Here is a 26653-nt window from a genome sequence, read left to right as displayed (position 1 = left end):
CTGAATCGCTACACCGTCAGCATGGCCCGGCCCGCAGCTGGTAGAAAGTGATGCGCAGGCCACCTCGAACGCTCTCCACCCTGGATCCCTACCTCGGCCACCTGCAGCAACGCTGGGACGAGGGACAGCGCAGAACGAAGATCCTGCACGAGGAACTCCAGGCTAAGGGCAACCTCGGCCACTACCAGCGCGTAAAGATGGCCGTCGTACCCCTCAGGTCCGGGCTGCCCATCGACGAAGCCCGCGAGCGGCCGCCGTCCCCGCACGAAGCAGCCCACCGCTGTGCGAGTCGACGTCGCAGAGCGCGGATTCTCGTTGCCGAACTGGGCCGCTCTCGCGGCAGTCTGACCGGCAGGACTCACCACGTGGCTGGGGCCTATCAGTTGCCAGAGCGGCATCGGGAGAAGCCTCTGATAGTCCTGTGGCAGGCTGCGCCGCGCGGACGTGCTAAACGTTTTGATGACGAAGCTGGCAGGATATTAACTCGCAGCGAAACCTGCGTGATGCACTCAATATTCCAGTAATCACTCATGAGCGGCGCTAAGTGCTCCGGATAGCTCTTCCCGACCCTCAATTCCAAGTTTGCGGTACGCGTTGGTGAGATGGATTTCCACAGTGCGCAGGCCCACGAATAGGGTACGTGCAATCTCGCGGTTCTTCATACCGCGCACAGCCAGCGACGCAACTCTGGCTTCCGACGGGGTCAGTCCTTGCAGGCCAGTGCGGCGTGGACGCGGTGGGCGCCCACCGACGGCGATCAGCTCCTGCCGCAGGGACTGCGACAGGACAGGGTCCTCGCTCTGTGATGCCTCGTGCAGCGCCAACTGCAGTGTCTGCTGGGCAGCCTCACGCTCTCCGGCCGCGGCGAGCAACCCGCCGTACTCACGCAGGGCTGAGACAAGTATTCGCCCTTGCCGGGGCCTCTTAAGTAGTTCGACGGCTTCACGTGCCGCCCGCAGTGCGTCGGCTTCCGTGCTGGTCTGAGCCTGTGCACCTAGTGCCCGCGCCAAGGGTAGCGGTGCGCCCCACTTCCTCGCCAAGACGACCTCCTTTCCAGCCAGGTCACTGGCTTCCTCGGTTCGACCGGTATCTCGCAAAAGAAGGGCAGCTCGTGAACGCCAAGGGGAGAGCGCTGGGTTTGTCACGCCAGACTTCGTCAACGCCCGGCCACAGCTCAAGAAGTGAACTACTGCGCCGGCAGGGTCTCCTGCAGCAGCACGCAACTGACCTTGACCGAACTCAAGATAGGCACCGATCAGGCGCCTGCTCGAGATGTCTTGCTCATTGACCAGAGCGACGAACCTGTTCAGTCCGGACGGGTCCTCAAGCGTCATGTAAGTTTCCACTGCAATTGGGATCAGCAGGTGCCACAACCTGGCGGAGAAGCCCGGGTCCCAGCGGCGCCCTAGATGCAGCGCCTCGTCGAGCTCTGCAGCGGCGTTGGTGTCGCGCTCGTGCCGAGCGGCTCGACCCGCCCGCAGCGCCAGCGTCAGCGCCAGCGCGGGCCTGACATCGAGCGCGCGAGCCTGCTTCTCAACGCAATCGACGTACTGCCCGACCGTGCTGTCCTGGCCGGCGGTGAACAAGGTGAACAATCCGAGAGCCTGTCCGACAACTGCATCCACTGATGATGAGTGCCCGGCCAGCACACTCCAGGCGAGCCGCGCTGCGTCATCGGCGGTTGCGGTGCCGCCTGCCGTCATGGCAGCCGCCAGCGTCGCCACCTCCAGTCGGTCAGCCGGCAGGTCGGGTGGCCCCTGCTGAGGCTTGTGCGCTTCTGAACTGTGTGTCAGGAGACATGGAACACGCAGCCCCGTAGGAATGAACTGCTGAACCTCCGCGTCAGCGCTACCCCTCTGTCCAGCATTCGGCTGGTCGAGTGCTGTACCAATGGTGAGCAGCGCGAGGAGATCAGCTTTTGCGGTGCTGTACACGGTTTCAGCGCTCAGAGTCATAGCCGTTCGGAGGGCGGACAGCGCTACGGCTAGGTCGGCCCGCGCTCGAATAGACGCCGAGCGGGTCAGCACTGCAGCTCGGCCATCCGCCGGCAGCGGTTCAATCAATAGACGTTGGAGATACGAAAGGCAGTTCGCGATGTTGCCCTCATCCAGTGTCCGGTCTGCTGCGGCGAACAGAATGTCGACTACCCAGTCTTCACCGATCTGTTGTGGAGTAAGTACCAGGTGTCGGGCAATGGACAATGGCGATGCCCCGGCGGAGTGGAGTAGTTGAGCAGCCTGTCTATGCAAGAGATGTAGGATATCCGGTGGGCACTCCTTTAGGAGCGAGTTTTGTAGCAGTGGTTGGGCGACTGTGACATGCTCACAGTCGCCGTCGAGCATGCCCAATTGCTGTAGTGCGTGGCAGTCCTTGGCCACCGCGACCTGGTCGAAACCTGTCAGGGCGGCAATGTTTTCAAGTGTGGCTTCGTTACCCATTGCCGCTGTCAGGCGCAGAACAGTGAATGCAGTCGGCGATACCCGGCGAGAACGGACTCGGGCCCCCATCGCAAGCGCACTGTCAGCTAGCTGGGACACGTACTCGGCGGCCTTGCTTTTCAGCATGAGGCCCTGCTGTTTGATGAGGCAGGTCAGGGTTTCTAGCAGTAGGGGATTCCCAGCGGTCATGTTGAAGGCCGCGGAAGTTAGTGATGCTTCGACGGGACCGTCGAGGCGAGAGGAGAAGAAAGTAGCCACGGAATGTTCACTTAGGCCCGCGATCGCACCGACGTGGTCGCTTGCGACCAGGATCTCCTCCAGGAGTTCGGTGTCGGTTCCGGCGATCCCGTCACAAACTGAACCAACCACGATAAAGGGGAATGTGCTCAGCCTGGACTGGAGCGTCCTCAACCATTGCATTGAGGCGCGGTCCACCCAATGCAAGTTGTCGATGACGACGGCAGTCATTCGATCCTCATGCACTACAGCCCGCATCAGGCACGAAGAGAGCTGTACAGCGGCGTCATCACCGAGTGTTGCGCTTTCCAGAATTGTGCCTTCGGTGAGAACGCGGACCGGTGACGGCAGTGATCCGTGAAACGCCTCACGTCCTCGCTCCGAAAATTGGTCAACCAGGGCTTGGACAAGTCGGACAGCGATATTGTTCTCGACTTTGTGTTCGGCGTGGCTGGCCCGGACGTAAACCACTGCCGCTCCAGCCGCCCGCGCCTGCTCGGCTGCCGCGTCCAGCAACGCGGTCTTTCCGCTGCCCGCACCACCTCGGAATATCAGACAGCCTCCCTCAGATGCCGCTGCCCTGCTCAGTGCCGCATCGACCACGGCAAGTTGGTCCATACGCTCGAACAGCCGTCTCGTTGCCACGCTTCCTCCAGGCAAGCCAGGCGCGCCGCTCACGACAGTTCGCACCTCTGGGCCGGAATATTGCCACAGCTTTCAAATCGAACTGCAGTTTCGTCAAGTTATTGAACTTCCGTGACACAACGATTGATCACGCGTGCCAGTCGATGTCAGAGGGAAGTTGCTCAGCTAGGCGTGAACCGCTCCGGTTCGAATAGGCAATCGATTTCACAGTGGGCCCGAGTCATTGCGCAGCCTTCCTGCTACGCGCTTGAGCTCTGCTGGCGTGCGGTGCGCACGGTCGCCGAGGTGCGCGACGACTGTCAGGTTGAGCCGGTTTCCGACCAGCACGACCGCCTTGACGGCTTGGTCGTGTTTTAGATGCCGATGATCCGCCTGGTTGGCCGGTCCGGGGAAGCAGTGGGCGGCCAACCAGATGATGAGGTCGCGGGCGACGTCGTTGATGCTGGTCAAGGCGGCGACCCCGTGCTCGTTCCGCCTCGTGTCACGGCGGACGATCTCATAGCCATCTTCGTCCAGGACGGCCACTGAGGGGACGTTATGTCCGTTTCTTCTCACGGCCTCGTCCGAGTGAGTCAAATTGACGGCCGATCTTGGTTGTTGATGGTCAGTTGCTGCACGGGGTGAGGCGGCCTTCGAAGGCGATCTGGGACGCGTTCAGGGGTACTTGCCAGCGCATGGTCCATCTCTTGCGGCCCTTCCCGGTCGCGTCAAGGCTCATCAGCGCCAGCAAATGCACTTCAGGGCGGCGGCCTCGTTGGGGAAGTGTCCGCGGGCCCGGAAGGCTCTGCGGATGCGGGCGTTGACGCTCTCAATTGCGTTCGTACTGCAGATGACCTTGCGGATCTCGACGTCGAAGGAGAGGAAGGGCACGAACTCGGCCCAGGCGTCTGACCAGAGGACCTCGCATAGTGCCCATCTTCGCGGCGTTTCTGAGGACACCTTGCTGGTCACGCATCCATTTCATCCGCTGCCGGGGCGCCGGTTGCGGGTGTGCCGCACGGTGCGTCGCTCCAGCGGTCTGGTGTTCATCTGCACCGCCGGTGACGGTGTGACGGTGACGCTTCCGCAGGCGTGGACAGACCGCGGCCCCGCTCCGAACGAGCACCGGTTTGCGACCGCCGGGGTCGCTGCTCTGTCTGCGCCAGTGGATGCCCTCATGAGCCGTGGCATCGACCCGGGAGACGGAGGATGGTCGTGAAGGGCACCCTGCCTTTCGCGGCCGTGGGTGCCCGCGCATCGGTGACGGGCGGTGACTGCAGTGGAGGACTGGACGCGGATCGCTGCGTTGCTGGTGGCGAACATGGTCGACCCATGCTTGCGCCGACAGGCGGGTGTCGATGAGCAGACTGCAGATGATCACCTCCTCGCGCCGGTCGAGGCTGGCGCTGATCTATGGGCGGCAGTCGACCTTGCTGCAGGTGCGGGAGAATACCGAGTCGACCGCCCGCCAGTACGGGCTGGCCGACCGGGCGAGGGAGTTGGGCTGGGCAGAGTCCGACATCGGCGTCGTCGACGCCGACCTGGGCACCTCGGGTCGGTGCTCCGGGCTGCGGGTCGGATTCCAGCAACTGGTGGCCCGGGTCTGCCTCGGCGAGGTCGGCGCGGTCTTCGGCCTGGAGGTCTCCCGGCTGGCCCGCTCCTCTGCCGAGTTCGGCCGGCTGCTGGAGTTCGCGCGCCGGACCGACACCCTCCTGATCGACGCCGACGGCATCTATGACCTGGGCGAATTCAACGACCGTCCCGTCCTCGGTTTGAAGTCCACGATGAGCGAGGCCGAACTGCACATCCGGGCCGGGCGCCTGCACGGCGCCCGCAAGGCCGCCGCCAAACGCGGTGACCTGAGGCTTCCGCTGCCCGTCGGCATATTCTATGCCGACGACGGCACCATCACCGTAAACCCCGATGAAGAGGTGCGGACGGCGGTCGCGGATGTCTTCACACTGTTCGACCAGCACGGCTCCGCCCTGGGGGTGGTCCGCTGCGGAATCGACTGGGAGGAACGCGTCCATGATGTCGCCCTGGTCGACGACACCGGCGTCTTGGTGGCCAAGCGGCGCATCACCGACGACGCGGCCGGCTACGAACAACTGCTGGAGCCGCTTGCCGAGCACGGCGATACCGAGGCGAACCCGATCCCGGTCGCGATCGAGACCTCCCGCGGTCTGCTGGTCGCGGTCTTGCGGACCGGGAACCGCCAGGTGTTCGCGATCAACCCGATGGCCGCCGCCCGCTACCGCGACCGCCACTCCGTCTCTCGCAAGAAGTGCGACCCCGGCGACGCCCTCGTCCTGGCGAACATCCTGCGCACCGACATGCACGCCCACCGGCCCCTGCCGCAGGACAGCAGCCTCGCACGCGCGATCGCTGTCCTCGCCCGCGCCCAGCAGGACGCCTTATGGAACCGGCAGCAGATCGCCAACCAGCTCCACCCTGCTGCGCGAGTACTACCCCGCAGCCCTGGAAGCTTTCGCCACCTGGGCCAACGACCTATATCGCCCGGAAGCACGGGAACCGCTGAATGCCGCGCCGACCTCGTCTCGGGCCGCGCGGCTGACCCGCACCCAGCTCCAAGCCACCCTGAAGCGTGCCGGCCGCAAGCGCGGCATCGAGGCAGAAGCCGACCGGATGCGTGACGTCTTCCGCGCAGACTGGGCCCACCAGCCGCCGCTGGTCGAGGAAGCCCTTGGCAAGCAGATGCTCGCTCTCCTCATCCAGTTGGAGGCTGCCTGCACGGCAGCCGACCAGCTCGCCGAAGCGGTGGAAAAGGCTTTCCCTCACCACCCGGACGCCGAGATTCTGCTGAGCTTCCCGGGGCTCGGCATCCAGCTCGCCGCCCGGATCCTGGCTGAGATCCGGGACAACCGCACCCCCTTCGCCGACGCCCGTGGTCTGAAGGCGTACGCCGGGGCCTCGCCCATCACCAGGGCCTCCGGCAAGCAATCCAGCATCACCCGCCGTTGGGTGAAGAACGACCGGCTCAACCACGTCGGATACCTCTGGGCATTCGCCTCACTCCGAGCGTCCGCTGGCGCCACACTGCCTCCAGCACCGCAAGCTGTTCGACGAACACACCGCCTTCGCCACCGAACTCGCGGCTGCGGCTTGACGCGTTGGCATCGTGAGGTGTCCTACCTTCTGGTGCGGGTTGATCGGGCCGTTCGTAAGGCCTCGTCGCCCGAGGAACACCGGGTGTGGGTGGTGAGGTGTTGCCGCACGGTGGCTGTGCAGACTTAGCCGCCCGGGGTCTCACCGGCGGCCAGGCCGCTCATTGGGATCTGCGATCAGAATCGCTGCGTAGGACACCACTGGCGAGGCCGTCAGAACCAAACAGTGCAACGACGGCGTCAGGGGAACGATGAGCCGGATATGGGCCGGAATCGATGCGGGCAAGATCCACCACCACTGCGTGGTCATCGATGCCGAGGGAGACAAGCTCCTCTCGCGCCGGGTGATGAACGACGAGCCAGAACTGCTGAATCTCCTCGCGGTGTCGGCGTACTCCTTAATGTGGCCCTGGCAAGATTTCCGTGAAGCTGGGGTGTGCCACCGTGCGTCGGTGACGCTCCGTCACGGGTAGCGGCGTCGGAGCAGGGCCATGAGGATGACGCGGTGGCGGAGCAGCCGGATCCCTGCGTGTCCGGCCATCATCCGCTTCTGGAGCTTCAGATCGGTGATGCGGCCTTCGTTGACGCCGGAGTTGAACGGGGTGGTGATGCCCTGGACGACTGCGGGCTGGTCTTCGCGGATGGCCTTGGCCAGGCTGGCCAGTTCGGGAAGACGCGAGCTTGCGAGTTGGTCGAGCCAGTCCGGTAGCGGGGTGGCGTCGCGGGTTTCGAGCATGGCGGCGAACTGACGCACCAAGTCGTGGGTTCGGTTCAGCTCCGGGCAGTGCTCGAACAGTCGCCGGAGTGCCTCGGCTGCGTGCAAGCTGCGGCGGGATGGCCCGGTGGTGATCCACCGGGCGACTTCGCGGGGCGAGGGCGGCCGTTCGCGTGGGGTGTCGATCGGCAGGCCGCGGCGTAGCGGTGCGATGGCCATCTTGACCCGTTGGTAGTGGCCGCGGTAGCCCTTGGCGGCGATCTCCTGGTGCAGCACCGTCGCGGTGTGCTCGCCTTCCTCCCACCGCTGCCGAAGGTACTCCAGGTATGGATCGAGGCTGCTGGGTCGGCGGGGCCGGGGGCGCCGTACGCAATCCTGCCAGGTGGCGGCCCGGGCGTATTTGCCCACGGTGCGCCGGTTCAGGCCCAACTCGCGGGCTGCGGCGCTGAGCGAGAGTCCGGTTTCGGTCACCGCGTGCACCGCCTCGAACAGCCGCTTCGCGTGGCGGCGGGCAGGGGTATCGGCCTGGTCGGACGGTCCCGCTGCGTTCGCTGGTGGCGGTGCCGGCTCGGGCTCAGGTACTGCGGCAGGTAGGCAGCCGCGGTGAGCGGCGGCGATATCCCCGATCCTCTTCGACAGCCCCTGCCACAGGTGGAAGCGGTCGCTGACCTGCACCGCGTCCGGGGCACCGTCGGTGATGCCTTGGCGGTAGACCAGCGAGCCGTCCCGGCAGACCACCTCAACACCGGGGTGCGTCCGCAGCCAGGCGGCCAGTTGCTCGGCGTCGCGCCCGACCCACAGCTCGATCGGCAACCGGGTATCGGCATCCACCAGCAGGGTTCCGTAGACGTCCGCGTACAGCGCGAAGTCGTCCACGCCCAGCACCCGCGGGGTCGCCGCTGACGGAAGCGGCAAGCGCATCAAGTGGAGCAGCACGCTTGTCCGCGACAGCGGCACCTTCAGGATCTGCAGGAGCCGGGCGCCGCCCCGGCCGGCGAGCAGCACCCCGGCCATCTCCACCAGGTGCTGCAGCAGCGGGCTGCGGCGCTGGTAGCGCACCGTCAGCCCCTCGACCTGCTCGGCGAACGTCCGCCGACCGCAGCTCGGGCTGTCACAGAACAAGCGCCGCACCGACAGCCCGATCAGCACCGGGCGCCCACCGACAGCGACATCGGCCAGCGTCCGGCAATAGCGACTGTGCACCCGCGCAGAACCGCGACCGCAGTCCGGACACGCCACTGTCAATCCGCGGGTGCAGGCCGCGATGCGGACCACGCCGCCCGCCACCCACACTCGTTCCACCCGCACCGCATCGAGGTGCGGAGACAGGACCCGTACGAGGTCATCACACTTTCCGACAGTGCAGCTACCCGTGACGGAGCGTCACCGGCGCACGGTGGCACACCCCAGCTTCACGGAAATCTTGCCAGGGCCACGTTCACGTGTACGCCGACACGCGGACGTCCTCGAACTCGGGGACGAGGCCACCTGGGCGATCGATCTTCCGGACGGCTATGCCAGCCTGGTGATCACGTTGCTGGTCAGCCATGGGCAGCGGCCCCTCTACATCCCAGGCCGAGCCGTGAACCGTGCTTCGGGGAGCTACCGAGGTGAGGGCAAAACCGACGCACGCGATGCGCTGATCATCGCCGACCAGGCCAGGATGCGTCGGGACCTCAGCCCGCTCAGGGCCGCCGACGAGGCCATGGCGGAGCTGAAGTTCCTCACAGCCCGACGCACCGACCTGGTCTGCGACCGCACCCGTGCCTCCAACCGCCTGCGCGGCCTGCTGGCCGGCATCTTCCCCGCCCTCGAGCGTGAACTGAACCTGGCCAACCTGGGTCCGCTGACGGGCTATCAGCCCCCTGGCACGATCCGTCGACTCGGCGCCAGCCGCCTTGAGAAGTGGCTGCGCGGTCGCGGAGCTCGCTGGTCGGCCGCGCTTGCGCGCACCGCAGTAGAAGCTGCCAGCCATCAGCACACTGCAGTTCCCGGGGAGCAGGCCGCCGCCCGGCTGGTCCAGGCTCTCGCGCTGGAACTCATCGACCTCGACCGCAAAATCGCCGAGCTCGATGAGGAGATCGCAAAAGCCTTCCGGTCCCATCCATATGCGGAGATCGTGACGAGCATGCCCGGCATCGGCCCCCTGCTTGGTGCTGAGTTCCTCGCAGCCACCAGCGGCGACATGGCCTTGTTCGGCAGCGCCGACCGGCTCGCGACCTATGCAGGGCTGGCCCCTACCCCGCGCGATTCCGGACGTGTCAGTGGAAACCTGTACTGCCCCACCCGCTACCACCGCGGGCTCCAACGCGTCTTCTACATGTCCGCCATGAGCAGCATCCACTACTGTCCGGAGTCCCGCTGCTATTACCAGCGCAAAGGTGCCGAGGGGAAGCGCCACACCCAAGCCGTCCTGGCCTTGGCCCGGCGACGCGTCAACGTTCTCTGGGCTCTACTCCGAGACGGACGCCGCTTCGAACCCGCACACCCTGCCGCAGGCACAGCTTGACAAGCCCATTGGGAAGTCTGGCACAACTTCCTCTGGACCTCACGTTCCAGTCTCCAGGTGTCCTGGATCACGGGAAAGCCTCAGGTCGCTGTTACAGCGTGCCCGGTTGCCAATGCCTGCTGAGCCAACTCGCGACCCAGGAAGCCGCTGCCGCCTACCGATCAGGATGTTCATGATCCGCCGTTAGGGCTCCTCGTTTCGCCACGTCATCCTGATTCCGGGCCGGCTCCGACGCTCAGCGAGGCCACACCGAGCGCGAAAGGGCCGGCTGAAGCGCGCTCCATCACACACGACCGGACCGCGCTCAGTTGTCACCAACCGAGTCGTAAACCCCTGAAGGTTGCGCGGCGGAGGGGGACGACGACAGCCTCGCCAGTACGTGTCGTGCCGAGCCCGTGGTGGCTCGGTGACGGCCAGGCGGTGGACGTGGCTGACGCGTGACCGTCCGGCACGAAACCGGACGGCACTGAGCAGCGGCGGGCGTGTCGGCGAACCGCGCTACCTCACGTAACCAGGGGAGTACGCCGGATCGGTGACCGAGGACGGCTTCGCGAAGCCGTCCGAGAGGGACAGTCGCCGCCACGGGGCGACGCACGGGTTGCCGTCGGCGAGCCAGACCTCGCCCCGCCGCAGGTCCATGGCGATCCCCAGCGCTGTCGTCTCCTGTTTGAGCGGATCGACCCGGGGATCGGCATGGGCGCAGATCGACTTGGGAAAGCTCGCGTGATCCGCCAGCATCTCGGTGAGCTTCTTCACCGTCACCCCGCCGGGCCGGGCATTGAGCAGGGCCGTGAGCCGGTCGAAACGGAACGGGCTGCACGGCACCAGCTTCAGCGCGATGTCCGGCCGGTCGATCGGCGAGCAGAAGTGGTTGGTGTGCACCAGCACGCCGCTGTCCGGCATACGCAGGTGGAGCCGGTCGGCACCGCCGGGCTCGGACTCGATGTCGGCGGCGACCCCGTCGTTGTGCGCCAGCAGAAAGTTGGCCGACGCCGCCCGCGGATGGCGCTGGAGCAGCTCGTAGGCGTCCGGCAGGGTCTCCTGGTCCATCAGCGCCCGCAGCAGGACGTGATAGGGCAGTCCGGTGCGGCTGCCATCGGCCTGTGCGACCAGGAAGTTGGTGCACACGCCGAGCCCCGCCGAGTTCATTCCGGTCTTGGCCAGCAGTCCCGCCTCGACTGCGGTCACATAGTTCGGGCCCTCGTCCCTGATGACTTCCAGAACCACCACGCTGTCGACCGAGTGCACCAGCCAGTCCCAGTTCTGGGCGAGCAGGACGCCGCCATCGGCGGTGCGCTCCGGCAGGACCGCCAGAGCGCTGCATCCGTCGGTCTTGGCCGGGCCGAGGTCTTTCGCGACCATCGAGGCAGCCATGATCTCGGTACGGCAGTTCAGGGCCAGGATGTCGGCGAAGTCCAGGCCCGCACCCTCGGCGATCCCCTCCATCTCCTCGATGATCGAGGGATCGAGTTCGGCGATCAGCGAACGGTACGGCAGCGCCATCGCCCTGGCGTCGGGCCAGTCGATGCCGGCGCTTTTCCCGAATGCCGCCGCGTAGCCGTGCAGAGACACCTCGATCCGCGCGCGGGCCGCGCTCCCGTACTGTCTGCCGCGCTCGCGGGGCTCACCGCTGACACGGACGTACGGATAGGTCACGACCTTGGTCCTTCCTCGGACGGGAGCGTTGACGCAGCGATGTCGGCACAGGTGGCCAGGCGCAGTCCGGGCACCTCCCGGGCCCGGGCGATGAAGCGTTCCAACAGGCGCAGCCTGCCGGGGCGGCCGATGATCTGCGGGTGCAGCGTGAGGATGCAGCAGCCGCCGATCGACGCGATGCCCAGCAGCTCGTCGGTCCAGATCTCCTCGACCTCGGAGTTGGTGCTGATCTTCTTGGACCAGGACTCGTTGCTGAACCAGAAGTGCGCGGCGTCGTCCAGCGCCCAGTGCACAGGCAGCTCGACGATCCGGGTGCCCGGATGTATGTATGGCACGACGTCGTCCATGAAGTTCGAGGAGTACCGGATCCCAGCCTTCTCAAGGATGCCCAGCGACGACGCGCTGAGCTCCCAGGACGGTGAGCGGTATCCGCTCACCTGGATGCCGAGTCGGTCGAAGGCGGCCAGGGCCCGTGTGAGTTCTTCGGTCTCCTCGTCCAGGGGGAGATCCGCGGGTGAGCGGTGGGTGTAGCCGTGGCAGGCCACCTCGTGTCCGTCGTCCGCGATGGCGCGTACGGCGTCGGGATGACGTTCCGCCACCCGTCCCGGCACGAAAAAGGTGCCGGTGACCTCGTTCGATCGGAGCAGGCGCAGCACTTCGGGCAGGCCGCGCCGCATCTCGTAGCCGCCCTGCGAGAGCAGGACCGGCCGGGTGGCGTTGCGCGGGTCCTCCGCCAGCCACACCTCCTCCGTGTCGACGTCGAAGGTGAGGGCCAGCGTGGGTGACGAGTTGGTGTCAGGGTTCATGCCGTGTGCGGTTCCGTGATCCAGACCTTGTTGCCTTCGGGATCGTAGAAGGTCCGCATCCGGTACCACCGGCCGCTGGGGTGCGTCCAGGTCTTCTCCTCGCCCACCCACTCGACCTTGCCGTCCAGGACGGCGACGGCCGCGTCGAGGTCGTCCACGGCCCATGCGATGGACTCGATGCCGGGCGGATTCACGGCTCCGTTCTCGTCGAGTCTCGGCGGGTGGGCACCTGTGCCGGGGAAGAAGAAGAGCGTGACGTCACCGGCTTGCAGGGCGAACCAGTCGTCGTCCGCCTCGTGCGGGAGGAAGAACGGCAGTCCGAGGACACCGTGGTAGAAGTCGAGCATCGCGTCCCTGTCGGTGTACAGGATGTCGATGTTGTCGAGTCTTTTCAGCAAGCTCATGGGGACCCTCCTGGGTGGACGACGTGACGGCGTCAGGTGTTCGACGGGGTGTGCGGTACGCGCTGTGGCGCAGGCCGGCTCAGGCCGGACGGGCGATGGGGCGCTGGAAGGAATTGATCCCGGTGGTCAGCCCCCCGTCCACCAGGAACGGGCTGCCGGTGCTGAACGACGACTCGTCCGAACACAGGAAGAGCGCCATGTTGGCGACCTCCTGCGGCGTGGCGATACGGCCGAGCGCGTGCCACTTGGAGATCTCCTCGTGCGCGGCGGCGCCGTCGGGGAGATTGTCGTAGACCTCCTGCACCATCTCGGTCATCACATAGCCGGGCACGATGGCGTTGCAGCGGATGTCGCGGTCGCCGTACTCGGCGGCCACGGCGCGGGTGAAGGAGAGGATCGCGGCCTTGGCGGCGCAGAACCCGGTCGTACCTGGCTCCGCCATGTAGGCGTAGGTGCCGGACATGGTGACGATCGAGCCGCCGCCGGTGCGCAGCATGGACCGCACCGCCTCACGCACGGTCAGGAAGGTGCCGGTGACGTCGATGTTCATGAGGCGCTGCCACTGGTCGAGGGGCGTGCTGTCGAGCGGGCCGCTGTAGGAGATCCCCGCTTGCGCCACCACGGCGTTCACCGGTCCGTGTTCTTCGGCCGCCGCGATCAGTGCCGCGACGTCCGCTTCGCTGGTGACGTCGCAGCGGACCGCGGTCGCCCGGCCACCGGCGGCCTCGATCTCCGCGGTAACCCGGTTCAGCTGGTCCTCGTTGACGTCGCCGAGCACCACTGTGGCGCCCTCTTCCGCAAGCCGCAGGGCGATGGCCCGTCCGTTGCCCCGGGCCGCGCCGGTGACGATCGCGATCTTGTTCTTCATACGCATGGTCACTCCTGGATCTGTTTGCGTGTGTCGATTACTGGAGGCGGCACGCGCCTAGGACGTCAGGGTGACGACGTCGTCGGGGTGCCAGGTCACATCCACCTCGTCGCCCGCGGCACGTCTCTTGCCGCCGGCCTGGCCGCCGGGGTTCGCCTCGACCACGGTCAGTTGGACTCCCTCTGCCGTCTCCAGCCGGTAGTCGGTGATGACGCCCAGGTAGGACACGTTCTGTACGCGGGCGCGCAGGCGTGGGCCGTCCACCGAGCCCGGATCGGCCAACGCCAGCTTCTCGGGGCGGATGGACACCCGCACCGCCGCTTCGCGGGCCACCTCCGAGGGACGGTCGGCGACCACGGTGCCGGAGCCGAGGACCAGGGATCCGTCGCGCGCCGTGGCGTCAAGCAGGTTGGACGTCCCGATGAAGCGGGCGACGAACGCGCTGGACGGCCGGTCGTAGACCTCGCGCGGATGCCCTACCTGCTCGATCCGCCCCCGGTTCATCACCGCGATCTGGTCGGACATCGTCAGCGCCTCCTCCTGGTCGTGCGTCACGTAGACGAAGGTGATGCCGACCTCGCGCTGGATGCGCTTGAGCTCCTGCTGCATCTGGCGTCGCAACTGCAGGTCGAGGGCGCCCAGCGGTTCGTCGAGGAGGAGCAGCTTGGGCAGGTTGACCAGCGCGCGGGCCAGCGCCACGCGCTGGCGCTGACCACCCGACAGTTCCTGAGGCTTGGCGTGCGGGCGGTCCGCGAGATCGACCAGCTCAAGGGCCTCACCCACCCGCCGAACGATCTCCGGCTTGGGCACGCGACGCCGTCGCAGCCCGAACGCCACGTTCTCGGCCACGCTCAGGTGTCCGAACAGCGCGTAGGTCTGGAACACGGTGTTCACATCGCGCCGGTACGGCGGGACCGACGTGACGTCAGCGCCCTGCAGCAGGATGTGTCCGCTGTCGGGTGTGAGGAACCCGGCCAGCATCCGCAGCGATGTCGTCTTGCCGCAGCCGGACGGTCCGAGGATGGAGAAGAACTCCCCGGTGCCGACCGTCAGGTCTATCCCGTCGACGACGGTCTTCCCGCCGAGCGATTTGACGACTCCGCGCATGGACACGGTGGGGTCGGAAGACTTGTCCGTCACTTTGTGGACACCTCCGCGAGGTAGGAGCGACGCCGGAACAACCGGGGCAGCAGCGCGGCCAGGGCAACGCACGCCACCGTGAGCAGCAGCATCAGGATGCCGATGGCGTTGATCTCCGGGGTGACCCCGAAGCGGATCATCGAGTAGATGCGTACCGGCAACGGGGCCACGCCCAGCCCCGAGGTGAAGTAGGACGTGATGAAGTTGTCGAAGCTCAGTACGAACGACAACAGCGCCGAAGTGATGATCGCCGGCCGCAGCAGGGGCAGCACGACCAGCCAGATCGCCTGCCAGGGCCGTGCGCCGAGATCGAGTGCCGCGTCCTCGACCTCCGCGGCGATGGCGACGAGCCTGCTGCGGACGACGACGGTGACGAAGGCGGTGCACAACGCCACGTGCCCGATGACGACCGTCGTCAGCGACAGTTCGACGCCGAGCTGGGTGAACATGAGCAGCAGTGCCACACCGAGCGCGGTCTCGGGTGAGACCAGCCGCAGGAAGATCAGGCTCTGTCCGGTGCGCGCCACGGCTGGTCGGCCGCGCTGCAGGCCGAAGGCGAGCAGTGTGCCGAGCACGGTCGCCGTCACGGCGGCGACCAGGGCGATCCAGAAGCTGAGTCGCAGTGAGGCGAGGATGTCCTGATCTCCGGCCAGCTCGCGGTACCAGCGCAGGCTCCAGCCGTCCATGACGGCCAGAGAGTTCTGTGCATTGAACGAGTACACGGCCACGGTCACGATCGGCGTCAGCATCAGTATCAGGACCAGGCCCGTGACCAGCCAGAGGAACCGCGGCCGGTCGAACTCCTTGCCGCGTCCCTGAGTACGGGGCGCACCTGGCCCGGTGCTGGTCGCGGTGGTCGCCTCGGTCTCGTGTGTCATCGCGCTCACAGGAGACCTCCCCCGGCCGGCCCGCTTCGCCGGCGGGTGGCAAGTGCGGCGACGAGTACCGCGATCACCAGGCCGACGAGCAACGTCACTGTCATCGCCGCTCCGAAGGGCTGCGACCCTGCCGACACGAACTGGTCGGCGATGACGTTGCCGATCATCGTGGTGTTCGGACCGCCGAGGAACTGTGTCGTGGCGAAGTCACCGAGGACCGGCAGGAAGACCAGCAGGCAGCCGCCGACCACGCCCTCACGGGTGGCGGGCAGCGTGACGTACCAGAAGGTCCTGACCGGGGTGCCGAACAGGTCCTTGCCCGCGTCGATCTGCGACATGTCCATCTGCCCGAACGCGGCGTAGATCGGGACGACCATGAGCGGCAGGTATCCGTACACCAGCCCACCGACGACCGCCCAGGGAGTGCCGAGGATCTGCACGGGACCCAGGCCGGCCAGCGACAGCAGCCAGTTGACCAGGCCCTCTTCGGCCAGCAGGCCCTTCCACGCGTAGATGCGGACGAGATAGTCCACCAGCCACGGCATGATGAGCAGGGCGATGATGACCGGTCCGGCGCGCCCCGCGAAGCGTACGGCCGCGTAGGCGACCGCGTAACCCAGGACCAGTGACACGGCGGTGGCGGCGACGGCGAAGGCGAGCGTCCTCAGGACCGCCGGAAGGTTGTAACCCTGGAGGACCTGCTCGTAGTTCGTCCAGACGAACCCGACCACGGGCCGGCCCAGCACGTCGATGGTCCCGAACGAGTAGACGACCAGCAGGCCGAGCGGTGCGACGAACAACGCAAGCAGCATGGCCAGTCCGGGAAGCGCGGTCCAGGTCCACCGGACCTTCCGGTACGGCGCCTGGTCGGTAGTTTGCCCGCTCATGCCTTGAAGCGATTCCACTGCTGCGTGTACATCTGCAGGCGCGCTCCCGTCGGGGAGTCCTTCCAGCGTGCCTGCTCGTAGGTCTCGGTTCCCATGTCGAGGAAGGGGTAGTCCTTGACCAGTTCGGCGTACTGGGCGTCCCCGGACAAGGTGCCGTTCGGATAGCCGGTCGCCGTCACGTTCCGTGCCGCGTTCTCCGCCTCCAGGACCCAGTCGATGAACAGCATGGCCGTTCCCGGAGCCTTGGCCTTGGCGCCGATGGTGAGCAGGTCACCGCCGAACGGGACGCCCTCCTTGGGCTGGACGAAGTCGAAGACTTCAGGGGTCTTGGAAGCCTTGATGATGCGGTACGCGGTCCCCGGCCAGGTGTGGGCGATCCACGCGTTGCCGCCGGCGACGTCGTTCTCGGTGTCGCTGGAAACGTTCAGCAGCGCGGGCTTCAGCGCGATGAGTTCGTCCACGGCGGCGGTGACCTCGGCCTCGTCGGCCGAGTTGAGGTCCTTGCCGTTACGGAGCAGGGACATCCCGATCGTCTCCTCCATCTGCGGGAGGACGGTGATGTGGCCCTTGGCCGCGGTGCTGTTCCACAGATCGGACCAGCTGCGGGTCGTCTCGGCCTTGTCCTTGCGGACGAGGTAACCGGTCGAGGACAGGCCATAGGGAACCGAGTAGCGTTCCGCGCCCTTGTCGTACGGGGCGTTCTTGAAGAAGGGCACCAGCTGGTCGATGTTCTTCAGGTCCGCGTAGTCGAACGGCCGCACCAGGCCGCCGGCGATGGACCTGGCCAGATAGGCGCTGTTGTTGGTCACAAGGTCGTAGGGCAGTCCGGTGGCGAGCTTCTGCAGCATCGCGTCGTCGGAGTCGAAGAACGTCTGCGTGACCTTCACGCCGTACTTCTTCTCGAAGCCCGCCACCACTTCGGGGGCGACGTAGCCGTCCCAGGTGAACCAGGTGATGTCGCCGTCCGGAACCGGCTTCACCTTCGGGGCCGCCGCCGGGTTCGGTTCCGTGGAGCCACATCCCGTCAGCGTCATCGACGCCATGCCCGCGGCGAAGCCCAGCCCGCCCCTGAGTGCGGCACGCCGGCTCAACCCGGCCCGCATGAAGGAAGTCATGTGCCCTCTTTCATCCCATGCCTCAGCGCGCCAGACCCAAGCAGTCGGCGATTGCCGCTTCTGCGGTGGCGCTGAGCAGAAGTTATGGCATGAAACCTTTCATGAACAGGGCTGGAAAAAACGTTTTCTTGGTTGTTACGATCGTGGCCATGCCTGACCCGCGAACCTTCCGAGAACCCGCCCCCGGCACGAGCCGCGTGACCATCCGCGACGTCGCCCGAGCAGCGAAGGTCTCCGTGAGCACCGTGTCGCACGCGCTCAACGACACCGGGACCCTGTCACGAGACACCCGCGAGAGGGTGGCGGCAACGGCCGCCGAACTCGGCTACCAGGCCCATCCCATGGCACGGGGCCTGCGCGGCGGGCACAGCGGAGTCATCGGCCTCAGCATCCGCGCCCTGGACGACACCGGGACCTACCGCGCCGACGGTGCGCACCACTTCGAGCGGATCGCCGGTGCCGCCGCCGTCGCGGCACTGGAGAGCGCATTCGGCCTGATGCTGATCCCCTACCCGGCAGGCCCTTCCCTGGAGCGGGTCGCGCTGTGGGCGGACGGTTACATCATCGAGGATCCTGTCTCCTCCGACCCGCTGGTCACGCACCTGCAGAACGCGAACATCCCGCTCGTGACCGTCGGCTGGGACCCCTCACGCAAGAGCAAGACGGCGTGGGTCTCCACCGACGGCCGCCGACACACCACAGAGGTGCTCGAACTCCTCAGGGGGCGGGGTGCGCGCCAAGTGACCTTCATCTCGGGAACCGAACGCAACTCCTGGAACATGCAGTCCGAGGCCGCCTACCGCGCATGGGCTCGGGACCACGGCGTGAAACCGCAGTTGATCAGGCTCCCCGCGGCGAGCGGCTCGGCCGGCGGGCAGAGCGCCGTGGCCACGTTACTGAAGAACTCCCGCACTCCGGACGCGTTCTACTGCCAGACCGGACGACACGCGGCGGGGGCCGCCCGCGCCCTCCTGGACGCCGGGTTGGAGGTCCCCCGTGACGTCCTGATCGTCGCCGGCTCCGATGCGGAGGAGTGCCGTACCTCACCGACGCCCATCACCGCCCTGGACCTGCGACCGGAGCATCTCGGCCGGGAAGCCGTCGAACTCCTCGTCAGCATCGTCGAATCCCGGCAGGTCAAGCGCCAGCGGCTGATCGAGCCGCTGCTGCACCTTCGCGCCTCCACCGAACGCTGAGCCCGAGTCCGTGCACCCCGCCATCCGTATCTGAGAAGGACCCTTCGAAGTGTCATCAGCGACCAGGGCGTACAGCCACGAGCGGCGCACCAGTGCAGACGTGATCGCCACATCCCTCGCCGACGCCGGCACCGTGCCCTTCTGGCTCGACTCACCCCTACGGCCGCCCGCCGAGGACCGCCTCGAAGGCCGGGTGAGTGCGAGACTCGTCGTGGTCGGAGGCGGCTACTGCGGACTGTGGACCGCCTTGGTCGCCAAGGAACGCGACCCCGGGGCCGACGTCGTGCTCATCGAGGGCGAGGAGGTCGCCTGCGCCGCGAGTGGGCGAAACGGCGGCTTCTTCGAGAGCAGCCTCACCCACGGGGTCCGCAACGGCGAGCGGCACTACCGGGACGAACTCCCCGTGCTGTCACGGCTGGCCGAACAGAATTTCGCCGACTTCGAGGCCACGATCGAGCGCTACGGAATCGACGCGGAACTCGAGAACAGCGGCGTGCTCGTGGTGGCCACCGAGGAAGCCCAGATCACTGGCCTGAAAGACGCGGCGGCGCGCTCCACGGATCCCGCCACCGTGTTCCTGGACGCCCGTCAGGTGCGCGAGGTCGTCGACTCGCCCCTCTACCGCGCCGGACTCATCAAGCAGGCGGGCTACGCGTACGTACATCCCGCCAAGCTGGCCTGGGGGTTGAAGCGCGCCTGCCAGGAACTCGGCGTCCGGATCTTCGAGCACACCCGGGCCACAGGGCTCGGGCGCGAAGGGGACCGGGTCGTCGTGCGGACCGAGCACGGCGAGGCGGTGGCGGAACGGGTCGCCCTCGCCACCAACGGTTTCCCCTCGCTCCTGCGGCGCACCCGGCAACTGACCGTCCCGGTCTACGACTACGCGCTGGTGACGGAGCCGCTGACCAGGGAGCAACTGCACAGCATCGGCTGGACGCAGCGGCACGGCATCACGGACTCGGGGCGGCAGTTCCACTACTACCGGCGTACGGCGGACGACCGGATCCTCTTCGGCGGATACGACGCGATCTACCACAAGGGCGGGCGGATCACGGCGGAGAACGATCAGAGGCCTGCGACCTTCGAGTTGCTGGCCGACCACTTCTTCCGCACCTTCCCGCAGCTGACCGGTGTGCGCTTCACCCACAAGTGGGGTGGGATGATCGACATGTCGACGCGGCTCACGGCGTTCCACGGTGTTACGTACGGCGGCCGGGTCGCCTACAGCGCCGGCTACACCGGGCTCGGTGTCGGGGCCACCCGCTTCGGCGCCGAAACCATGCTCGATCTGCTCGAAGGCCTGGATACCGAGCGGACCCGGCTGAGGATGGCCCGGTCCAAGCCGTTCCCGATACCGCCGGAGCCCTTGGCCTACCCACTGATCCAGCTCATGCGCCGGGCAGTCGAGAAGTCCGACGCGAACGGCGGCAAGGACGGCCCTCTGCTGCGCCTCTGTGACGCGTTGGGCATCGGCTTCGACTCTTGAGGGTTCCCCGAGGCATCCAAGCAACCCAGCCGCTGGATACCCCCGGGTGACTCGGCGACTCGGGCGACCCACACAAATACGCGGGGTCCGATCCGGGAAGGACGAGGTCGTCCGCGACGACCCTCTTGGCGTGCTGTCCTGGTTTCGCCGGAACCTATGACTGTTCGGAAGCGCGGGGCGACGAGGTGTTCGAGCTCGTCGACGCTTTGCTGTGCATGGACGCGCCGGCGAAGACGCTGGTCGAGTTGTCACCGGCTCCTGAGTACCGGCGTGGTCATGGTGCTCTGTATGGCGGGTTGAACTGCGCGCGTCTGGATGTGGCGCGGCTGCGCGAGGCTTTGGCTGGAGTGGCTTTGCCCCGGGCCGCAGACGGGCGGATCGTCCGCCGACGGAGTCGGCGGACCGTCACATATTTCCTGCCAGGTGGCCAGCACGCCCGTGGCCGCCATCGTGTCCTGGTCGGTGAGTTTGAGGAAGCGTTCAGTAGCAGCAGAGAGCGGATGCCAAGCCGAAAATGGTCAGGTAGTTGCTGGTTCCCGTGCGTAACGGTGGTTGACGCGGCAGTAGCCGGACAGCCAGGACATATGCGCTCGGCCGCGACACTCTCGGTCCGCTCTTCGAGGCCTGGCGGCACACGCGCCCGCCACAGCGATGTCTTTGCCACGGAACAGCAGAACGGCCCGGATCACCCGCTCTCGACATCGGATAAGGGCGGCTGGTTCACCAGTTGTGCCTTCGCCGCGAGCACGCCCGCCTGGAAACGGCTTTCAGCCCCCAGGCTGTCCATGATGTCGGCGATGTGTCGGCGGGCCGTACGCAGCGACATGCCCAGGCGGCGGGCGATCGACTCGTCTTTCAGACCGGCGGCCAGGAGTTCCACGATGGTCTGGTGGATCTCCTTCGCCACACGTTCCAGACCGTCCTGTGCGGCATCCGAGAATGGAGCGGCCCGGACCCAGGTCTGCTCGAATATGTCATAGAGGTAGCCCACGATGGTGGGCTCCCTGATGGCAACCGCTCCCCAACTCCCCGTCCTTTCCGGCAAGAAGGCGAGACTACGGTCATAGATGATCAGGCGGCCGAACAGTTCGTACGACGTGCGGTACTCCGCGCCGAGGGCTGTCGCCGCGGCGACGTACGCCTGGCTAGGGCCGTTGAACCGGGCCGTGTGGTGGTAGAGGGTCCGCATCCGCACTCCTCGTGAAAGGAGCGCGTGATCGCGGCCCAGGGCTTCCTCCATCGCCTCCGGAATCCGACCGTTGCCGCCGGGCTGGCTGCTGACCACCTCTTCCTGGCACTTGTCCGAGGCTCTGTTCAGGGCCGCCCGCACTTCCTCCAGTGTCGGGACCACCTCGACGGTGGAATCCTGGATTCCGGGTCTTCGGCTGAGAAAACGGTCACGCAGACGATCGATGGTGGCGTGTATTCGATCCAGATCCTCCGTCTGGCGGCGGATCGAGGCGCGCAACGGTGCTGTCAGAGTGACCGCCACCGCGTCGGGATCCACCGCCATGAATTCGCCGTAGCCCGGCTGGACAGTTCTTATCAGGCCCAAGCCGGCCAGCCGCTCCAGTGCAGCAGCTACCTGGTCAGGCTGGAGACCGAGGTCGGAAGCCGCACGGTCGGCACTGCAGCCTCCTCCTTTGGTTTCGACGATCCATCCGTATACGAGGATGTCGTCGTCCTCGCAGGGGGCCCACTCAGCGGCGCTTCCGATTCGTTCATCTGCCCAGTATCCGTACGATCCACCATTACCGGTGTGAGCACAGCGGACGAGTATTTGAACGCTTCCTCTGCTCAGGGGTGCGTCCAGTGTGGTGTACGGGTTCGACTTCTGTCACGTCAAGACTTCCGCGGAATACTGCTGAAGACGACGCGAAGGAAGAGATCGAGAGGCCACCCAACGCCCAAATCAACGGCCTTCGCCTCGTTGTGCGCCCTTCGGGCGCCATGCCGGAGTCACCGAGTACCCGGCGGGCATCGGCAGCCGACTCGCCCGCCATACACCGGCACCGCCGGTCCTCTGCGCCCTCACCATTGCGATGGCTGAAGCGCGCGAGACTGGTCCCGTCACGAGCGACTTCGAAGTGGGCTCTATGAGGGTCCGAACTATCGTGCATCTCCGCCTGTTCAAGGGTTGGACAGTGCTTCCCAGCACAACCATGCGGCCATCCTCGGGCGCTCTGGGTGATCGCCCGCCAGAGAGTATCCCGTCCAGTGTCGGTGGAAATAGAACATGCGCGCACGCTTGCGTCCGATGACTCCTATGTCAATCAGGCAGCCTGCGTGAGGTCAGCTTGCTCGGTGCTGGTCTGGGCGTCGCGGATGAGGGCTCGGTAGACCACCGTCCGACCGACAGGCGGCTCCGGAGGGCGCGTACGGCTTCGGTGTTGGTGTTCCCGGCCTGGTGACGGCGCTCTGGTGCCGGCCGCTGGGTGATAGTGCGCTTGCGTGATGGCGATCCGGTGCAGGGCTGCGTCGAGCTGGCGATTGCCCGTCCGGCACCGACGGATGTCGGTTGTCTCTGCGAAGGAACGGATCTCGGCGGTGAGCCGACGGCACTGCTCCAGAAGGCAGCGGGCCAGGGGGGCCACGGTTCCGAGCAAGTGGGCGACGTGCACGGCGTCGGCCGCATTCGTATTCCGGTCCCCGCCGGCGGCCAGGAGCCAGGCCAGGCGGAGAGGGCGGAGGGCACGTCCACCACGTGCTCGCCAGCGGAAGCCAGCTGCTCGGCGACTCTGCAGCCGAGTCCCTCGCCTCACTCCACCGCGAAGCGGTGCTCGGGCCGCCGCTCGCACCAGCGCATCAGCTGCCGGACGGTCACTGCGTTGACGACGAAGCGCCGCTGGGCAAGCTGATGTCCTGCGCGGCCGGCGACGGCGGTGTAGGTGGACCCCTGCGGGTCGATACCGATAGTGAGCACGTGCACCCTGCCCAGGTCGAGCGGAGTGGGCGGGGTGCGGTGGGCACTCTGACTTGGAGTCTCAGCGTCCATTGGTGACGCCTCGTTCGAGCCACACCGTGCGGGCGCCGACCGGCGGCGGCAAACTCATCATGAACGAGTTCGGGTCGGGGTGGTATGAGGTCACACGAGCCGATGGCGATCGGCACCCTGGACGCTACGGCTCCATACCGAGCATCTGAGTCCGATTCAACGTCAGAGGTCCGACCAGCGCCTGGCCCGGCGCAACGCCGAGGGCGAGATCACCGGCGGCCCGATCGGGGGGTGTTCCCGCATGAGCATCGGTTCGGCCCGCTGAAACCGTCAGTAGCCGGACGAGGTCGCCGCCGGACCCGGCCGCCGCCCACGCGCAGCGCCCGGCCGTGGCCGGCGGGATCCTCGTCACCTCCTCGGTGGGGCGGCTGTCACGCCTCGTCGCTCGGCCCCATCTGCACCTCCAGCAACGTGGGCCGGTAGAGGCCCAGTTCGACCGCCATGATCACCAGCTGGGAACGGTTGGTGACGCCCGCCTTGCTCCGGACCCGCCGGATATGGGTGTCCACCGTGTGCGGACTGATGCCCAGGTCCCGCGCGATGGACCGATAGGTCTCTCCCCGACACAGACGGACGAGGACTTCGCGCTCCCTGGGAGTGAAGGAATGCTGGACGAGTTCTTGCAAAGACATGAAAGCCCCTGGTGAGTAGACAGATGGGCGCGGCCGCAGCTGGGCGCCCCGTCGCTGTCAGCCGCCGTTGGAGCTGTCGGCCGCGCGGTCGATGCCCCGCCGAGCGACGCATTCTCCAAGTAGCGGAAGGCGCGACCCCGTACACGGCGGCGTCCGGTACCAGCCTGCGGGGAGCGGCCACCGCTCACCAGGGAGAAGGCCCGTCAGCTAAGTGCGTGGCACCAGAAGGACGTGTCGACGTAACGGGCAAATCTCTCTGTTCCCGGCGCAGGACAGGAGCGAACAAGGCGAGTGCCGGGAGGGTGAGCACCCCGGCCAGAACCAGTGGGATACGGATGGTGGTCGCGGCTGCGACGCCTCTGGCGAGTGTGCTGCCCACGGAGTTCAGGCCCCAGGCAAGCATGTGCTGGATACCGGAGACCCGGCCCAGGGCTGCCGGTGGCGGGAGGCGCTGAAGGCGGCTGGAGCACAACACGTTCCACACGCACAGCCCCGTGCCGGCCGGACAGCACCCCAGCCACAGCACAGCGGGCCGGAGGATCAGCCCCAAGGCGGTGAATCCCGTACCCACCGCCGCCATCCCCGCGATCATCGCTCGCGAGCGGGCGAGGCACGCGGCCCCGTAGCTTTCTGCTCGTGGACCTGAAGCGTCCGGACACGACGCTGCCCGAGCGCGAGGCTGTCACCGCTCACGTCACGGAGATCCGCCACCTGACCGTCTGAACCGACGTGAAGGCCAGGAGTTCCGCTTCGTCAGCCCGGGAAGGGCTGCGAAACCGGTTCGGCAGAACACGATCGGCCGCAGGTCGCCTGGCGAGCTGGCCACGGCAGACCGAATCCGTGTATCCCGGCATGACGTGACTTGAGTGGGCCTTGCTGCGGACGCACGCCACTGGACGAAGGAAGTATGGATCTTCGAGTCTTCACAGAACCACAGCAGGCGGCGGCCTGCGAGACGCTGCTGCGCGTCGCCAGGGCCACCGAAGACCTCGGTTGCGGAGCCTTCTTCCGCTCCGACCACTGTCTGCACATGGGGTCCATCGACGGGCTCCCCGGACGCACGACGCATGGATCACCCTGACCGGACTCGCGCGGGAGACCGAGCGGATCCGCCTGGGCGCTCTGGTGACGGCCGGCACCTTCCGCCCCTCCCTGGCGTCCTCGCCATCCAGGTGGCACAGGTCGACCGGATGGCGGGCGGACGGGTGGAGCTCGGACTCGGCTCCGGCTGGTACGAGGCCGAGCACGAGGCGTACGGGATACGGTTCACCAGGGAAAGGTTCGGCCGGCCGGAGAAACAACTCGCTGTCGTCACCGGTCTGTGGAACACGCCGGTAGGCGACCGGTTCACCTATGAGGGCGCGTTTTACCAGCTCAAGGACTCCCCCGCGCTGCCGAAGCCCGCGCAGTTGAGGGTACCGGTCCTGATCGGCGGGCACGGGGCCAAGCGGACACCGGCCCTGGACGCTCGGTACGCCGACGAGTTCGACATCACCCTCGCCTCCCTGTCGGACACCAAGAAGCAGTTCCAGCGGGTGCGGGCGGCGGCCGAGCGGGAGGGGCGCGGCGGGGACGAACTGCTCCACTCCAACACGCCCGTCGCCTCCGTCGCCCGGAGCGACCTGGAGGTGGAACTGCGGGCCGACGCCATCGGGCGCGCGACGTCGACGAGCGTGAAGGCGAACGGTCTCGCGGGGTCACCCACGGAGATGGCCGAGAAGATCGCCGCGTTCAAGGCGGGGGGTCGCAGCGGATGCATCTGCAGGTGCTGACCTCGACGACCTCGACCACCTGGAGCTGATCTCGTCCGCTCCTGCCAGCCGCTCAGGGCGACTCCGACGTCGTAACCGGGGCCGCAGAGCACTCCGTCCGGGTCCACGAACACATGGCCCGTCTCGGCCCGCGCTCTGGGGCCCTGACTGCAAGGAGGTTGCGGGTGCAGGTCGCCGTGGCCGGCGACCTGATCGGCCTCGGTGCCGCCCGCCGCCCGTTGCTCAGCGAAGTAGCGGGCGCCCCGCATCAGTTGGGGCGAACAGGGCCCGCCCGTCGCCAGGCCAGAGGCTGTCCAGCAGGAAGATCAGCCCTTCGGCTTTGTCGCTATTCGCAGCGACGGTGGCTCCTGGCACACAGGGCGCCAGCCACGCCTGCCGAAGCGTGGCGGCCAACACGTCCAGCATCTCCGCTACGGACAGTCCCGTGGAGTCGAGCGAGGCTCGGAGCGGTCTCCATCAACAGCGCGCACCGGGAGGCGTCCTGGTCCAGCAGGCGGACGTAGCAGTGGCCATCGGCCGCAGCGGTCAACTGCGATGGTGTGCGGAACTCGGCGGCGGCTACAGATCGCTTTCGCTCATCACTCCGGCTCTCGGCGGTTGCAGGCGGCTTCGCTCCTGACGGATCGCGAGCAACTCCGCGCACATCCCAAAATATTCAATAGTAAACGATTTAACGTGCATCATAAATATAATCCAGATTGGGAGACTTTGCGACCTTTCGTCACCCTGACATTTTGGTGTTCTGGCACTTTAGTGAGGGGGTTTCAACCTGGAATGCGTCTAGACGGCCTGTCAATCTGATGGAGGCGGAAAGATCGGAAATCACAAGAACGCATTTTCACGGGAGTAAACAGAAGATGAAGCACTTGAAGATGTTCATTGCGCCGATCCTGGTTCTCGCGGCGGGGTGGGTCGGCTTTGTGGGCACCCAGCAGGCGTTCGCCCACCAAACAACGGTCTCGGCCGGCGCGAGCGCCGACGCACCGTATTCACTGGCGTCCTCCGCTGACATCCCGCCGTCGGACAACGACACCAGTTGGGGCGGCTGAGCAGCCGCGGCATGGCCCGCGAACTGTCGCGTTGACAAACGACCAGGTGCGGCCACCGTGTCGATCCGCTCTCCGGGGACTAATCGCCGCGGAGCTCGGCCGGTGGCCGCACACTCCTCTT

General features: G+C 66.7%; 19 protein-coding genes and 6 pseudogenes. 10 read left to right on the top strand and 15 right to left on the bottom strand.

Annotation, left to right across the window (positions count from 1 at the left end; translation table 11 throughout):
• Positions 1–524: 524 nt before the first annotated feature.
• The 3 genes and pseudogenes from DN051_RS43955 to DN051_RS43945 form a co-directional block, all read right to left on the bottom strand.
• On the bottom strand, positions 525–3320 hold the full coding sequence (locus DN051_RS43955; protein WP_162625215.1) for a helix-turn-helix transcriptional regulator: 2796 nt from the start codon (positions 3318–3320) through the stop codon (positions 525–527).
• A gap of 204 nt (positions 3321–3524) precedes the next feature.
• The gene (locus DN051_RS43950; protein WP_162625156.1) at positions 3525–3845 is read right to left on the bottom strand and encodes a hypothetical protein; all 321 of its coding nucleotides are present in this window, start codon (positions 3843–3845) and stop codon (positions 3525–3527) included.
• Between the two features lie 79 nt (positions 3846–3924).
• Positions 3925–4238 (bottom strand): annotated as a pseudogene (locus DN051_RS43945) (transposase); the annotation flags it as partial.
• Here DN051_RS43945 and DN051_RS48060 point away from each other — a divergent pair.
• The 4 genes and pseudogenes from DN051_RS48060 to DN051_RS43935 all read left to right on the top strand — a co-directional run.
• Positions 4150–4518 carry a DUF5372 family protein gene (locus tag DN051_RS48060; RefSeq protein WP_425471812.1) on the top strand — a complete coding sequence of 123 codons (369 nt, stop codon included), beginning with the start codon at positions 4150–4152 and terminating at the stop codon, positions 4516–4518. The pseudogene DN051_RS43945 and the gene DN051_RS48060 overlap by 89 nt on opposite strands.
• Positions 4519–4657: 139 nt before the next feature.
• A pseudogene (locus DN051_RS45625) lies at positions 4658–5146 on the top strand (recombinase family protein); the annotation flags it as partial.
• A 144-nt stretch (positions 5147–5290) separates the two neighbouring features.
• Positions 5291–6554, top strand: a pseudogene (locus tag DN051_RS46070) (IS110 family RNA-guided transposase).
• A 121-nt stretch (positions 6555–6675) separates the two neighbouring features.
• A pseudogene (locus DN051_RS43935) lies at positions 6676–6807 on the top strand (IS110 family transposase); the annotation flags it as partial.
• A gap of 80 nt (positions 6808–6887) precedes the next feature.
• On the opposite strand, the gene DN051_RS43930 reads toward DN051_RS43935, so the two are convergent.
• A complete protein-coding gene (locus tag DN051_RS43930) occupies positions 6888–8426 on the bottom strand; it encodes an ISL3 family transposase (RefSeq protein WP_246041228.1) in 1539 nt (512 codons plus the stop codon).
• An 85-nt stretch (positions 8427–8511) separates the two neighbouring features.
• On the opposite strand from DN051_RS43930, the gene DN051_RS43925 reads away from it, so the two are divergent.
• Entirely contained in the window at positions 8512–9648 is a 1137-nt protein-coding gene (locus DN051_RS43925; protein WP_162625213.1) for an IS110 family RNA-guided transposase, read from the top strand.
• Between the two features lie 498 nt (positions 9649–10146).
• Here DN051_RS43925 and DN051_RS43915 read toward each other — a convergent pair whose 3' ends face one another.
• The 8 genes from DN051_RS43915 to DN051_RS43880 all read right to left on the bottom strand — a co-directional run bounded on the left by DN051_RS43915 (position 10147) and on the right by DN051_RS43880 (position 17402).
• On the bottom strand, positions 10147–11304 hold the full coding sequence (locus DN051_RS43915; protein ID WP_112443284.1) for a C45 family autoproteolytic acyltransferase/hydrolase: 1158 nt from the start codon (positions 11302–11304) through the stop codon (positions 10147–10149).
• Positions 11301–12110, bottom strand: coding sequence for a polysaccharide deacetylase family protein (locus tag DN051_RS43910; protein ID WP_112443283.1), 810 nt, complete (start codon positions 12108–12110; stop codon positions 11301–11303). The genes DN051_RS43915 and DN051_RS43910 overlap by 4 nt, the downstream gene beginning before the upstream one ends.
• The gene (locus DN051_RS43905; RefSeq protein ID WP_053760726.1) at positions 12107–12514 is read right to left on the bottom strand and encodes a VOC family protein; all 408 of its coding nucleotides are present in this window, start codon (positions 12512–12514) and stop codon (positions 12107–12109) included. Before DN051_RS43905 ends, DN051_RS43910 begins: the two co-directional genes overlap by 4 nt.
• Before the next feature lie 79 nt (positions 12515–12593).
• Positions 12594–13388 carry an SDR family NAD(P)-dependent oxidoreductase gene (locus DN051_RS43900; protein ID WP_063797342.1) on the bottom strand — a complete coding sequence of 265 codons (795 nt, stop codon included), beginning with the start codon at positions 13386–13388 and terminating at the stop codon, positions 12594–12596.
• Positions 13389–13439: 51 nt separating this feature from the next.
• Positions 13440–14522, bottom strand: a complete 1083-nt coding sequence (locus DN051_RS43895) for an ABC transporter ATP-binding protein (protein WP_234388894.1) — start codon at positions 14520–14522, stop codon at positions 13440–13442.
• On the bottom strand, positions 14519–15400 hold the full coding sequence (locus DN051_RS43890; RefSeq protein ID WP_234388898.1) for an ABC transporter permease: 882 nt from the start codon (positions 15398–15400) through the stop codon (positions 14519–14521). The genes DN051_RS43895 and DN051_RS43890 overlap by 4 nt, the downstream gene beginning before the upstream one ends.
• Before the next feature lie 5 nt (positions 15401–15405).
• On the bottom strand, positions 15406–16287 hold the full coding sequence (locus DN051_RS43885; RefSeq protein ID WP_112443282.1) for an ABC transporter permease: 882 nt from the start codon (positions 16285–16287) through the stop codon (positions 15406–15408).
• Positions 16284–17402 (bottom strand): polyamine ABC transporter substrate-binding protein, encoded by a 1119-nt coding sequence (locus tag DN051_RS43880; RefSeq protein WP_053760722.1) that lies wholly within the window; start codon positions 17400–17402, stop codon positions 16284–16286. The genes DN051_RS43885 and DN051_RS43880 overlap by 4 nt, the downstream gene beginning before the upstream one ends.
• 149 nt (positions 17403–17551) lie before the next feature.
• Here DN051_RS43880 and DN051_RS43875 point away from each other — a divergent pair, with 149 nt between their 5' ends.
• From DN051_RS43875 to DN051_RS43865, 3 genes and pseudogenes are all read left to right on the top strand, one after another.
• On the top strand, positions 17552–18598 hold the full coding sequence (locus DN051_RS43875; RefSeq protein ID WP_159054159.1) for a LacI family DNA-binding transcriptional regulator: 1047 nt from the start codon (positions 17552–17554) through the stop codon (positions 18596–18598).
• Positions 18599–18647: 49 nt separating this feature from the next.
• Positions 18648–20084 carry an NAD(P)/FAD-dependent oxidoreductase gene (locus DN051_RS43870; protein ID WP_112443281.1) on the top strand — a complete coding sequence of 479 codons (1437 nt, stop codon included), beginning with the start codon at positions 18648–18650 and terminating at the stop codon, positions 20082–20084.
• A gap of 130 nt (positions 20085–20214) precedes the next feature.
• Positions 20215–20467: pseudogene (locus tag DN051_RS43865) on the top strand (transposase); the annotation flags it as partial.
• A gap of 302 nt (positions 20468–20769) precedes the next feature.
• Here the strand turns inward: DN051_RS43865 and DN051_RS43860 are convergent.
• The 3 genes from DN051_RS43860 to DN051_RS43850 all read right to left on the bottom strand — a co-directional run bounded on the left by DN051_RS43860 (position 20770) and on the right by DN051_RS43850 (position 23711).
• Positions 20770–21597, bottom strand: a complete 828-nt coding sequence (locus tag DN051_RS43860; protein WP_246041227.1) for a helix-turn-helix domain-containing protein — start codon at positions 21595–21597, stop codon at positions 20770–20772.
• A gap of 1245 nt (positions 21598–22842) precedes the next feature.
• Positions 22843–23079: a hypothetical protein gene (locus DN051_RS46065; RefSeq protein ID WP_199315035.1), complete on the bottom strand. Its 237-nt coding sequence runs from the start codon at positions 23077–23079 to the stop codon at positions 22843–22845.
• A gap of 371 nt (positions 23080–23450) precedes the next feature.
• Complete coding sequence (locus DN051_RS43850) at positions 23451–23711, bottom strand: response regulator transcription factor (RefSeq protein ID WP_112443279.1); 261 nt, start codon at positions 23709–23711, stop codon at positions 23451–23453.
• A gap of 907 nt (positions 23712–24618) precedes the next feature.
• On the opposite strand from DN051_RS43850, the pseudogene DN051_RS45615 reads away from it, so the two are divergent.
• Positions 24619–25520 (top strand): annotated as a pseudogene (locus DN051_RS45615) (LLM class F420-dependent oxidoreductase); the annotation flags it as partial.
• A gap of 820 nt (positions 25521–26340) precedes the next feature.
• A complete protein-coding gene (locus DN051_RS43840) occupies positions 26341–26532 on the top strand; it encodes a hypothetical protein (protein ID WP_053760717.1) in 192 nt (63 codons plus the stop codon).
• The last annotated feature ends 121 nt before the right edge of the window (positions 26533–26653 follow it).

Origin of the sequence: Streptomyces cadmiisoli (assembly GCF_003261055.1) — a bacterium.
GTDB lineage: Bacteria > Actinomycetota > Actinomycetes > Streptomycetales > Streptomycetaceae > Streptomyces > Streptomyces cadmiisoli.
Note: the sequence above shows the minus strand (reverse complement) of the source record. Positions and strands in the feature narration are given on the sequence as shown.

Coding starts and splice junctions, on each gene's coding strand:
- DN051_RS48060 (WP_425471812.1), top strand. CDS start 4,150: ATGACCTTGCGGATCTCGACGTCGAAGGAGAGGAAGGGCACGAACTCG.
- DN051_RS43910 (WP_112443283.1), bottom strand. CDS start 12,110: ATGAACCCTGACACCAACTCGTCACCCACGCTGGCCCTCACCTTCGAC.
- DN051_RS43905 (WP_053760726.1), bottom strand. CDS start 12,514: ATGAGCTTGCTGAAAAGACTCGACAACATCGACATCCTGTACACCGAC.
- DN051_RS43900 (WP_063797342.1), bottom strand. CDS start 13,388: ATGCGTATGAAGAACAAGATCGCGATCGTCACCGGCGCGGCCCGGGGC.
- DN051_RS43890 (WP_234388898.1), bottom strand. CDS start 15,400: ATGACACACGAGACCGAGGCGACCACCGCGACCAGCACCGGGCCAGGT.
- DN051_RS43885 (WP_112443282.1), bottom strand. CDS start 16,287: ATGAGCGGGCAAACTACCGACCAGGCGCCGTACCGGAAGGTCCGGTGG.
- DN051_RS43880 (WP_053760722.1), bottom strand. CDS start 17,402: ATGACTTCCTTCATGCGGGCCGGGTTGAGCCGGCGTGCCGCACTCAGG.
- DN051_RS43875 (WP_159054159.1), top strand. CDS start 17,552: ATGCCTGACCCGCGAACCTTCCGAGAACCCGCCCCCGGCACGAGCCGC.
- DN051_RS43860 (WP_246041227.1), bottom strand. CDS start 21,597: ATGGCGGTGGATCCCGACGCGGTGGCGGTCACTCTGACAGCACCGTTG.
- DN051_RS46065 (WP_199315035.1), bottom strand. CDS start 23,079: ATGGACGCTGAGACTCCAAGTCAGAGTGCCCACCGCACCCCGCCCACT.
- DN051_RS43850 (WP_112443279.1), bottom strand. CDS start 23,711: ATGTCTTTGCAAGAACTCGTCCAGCATTCCTTCACTCCCAGGGAGCGC.
- DN051_RS43840 (WP_053760717.1), top strand. CDS start 26,341: ATGAAGCACTTGAAGATGTTCATTGCGCCGATCCTGGTTCTCGCGGCG.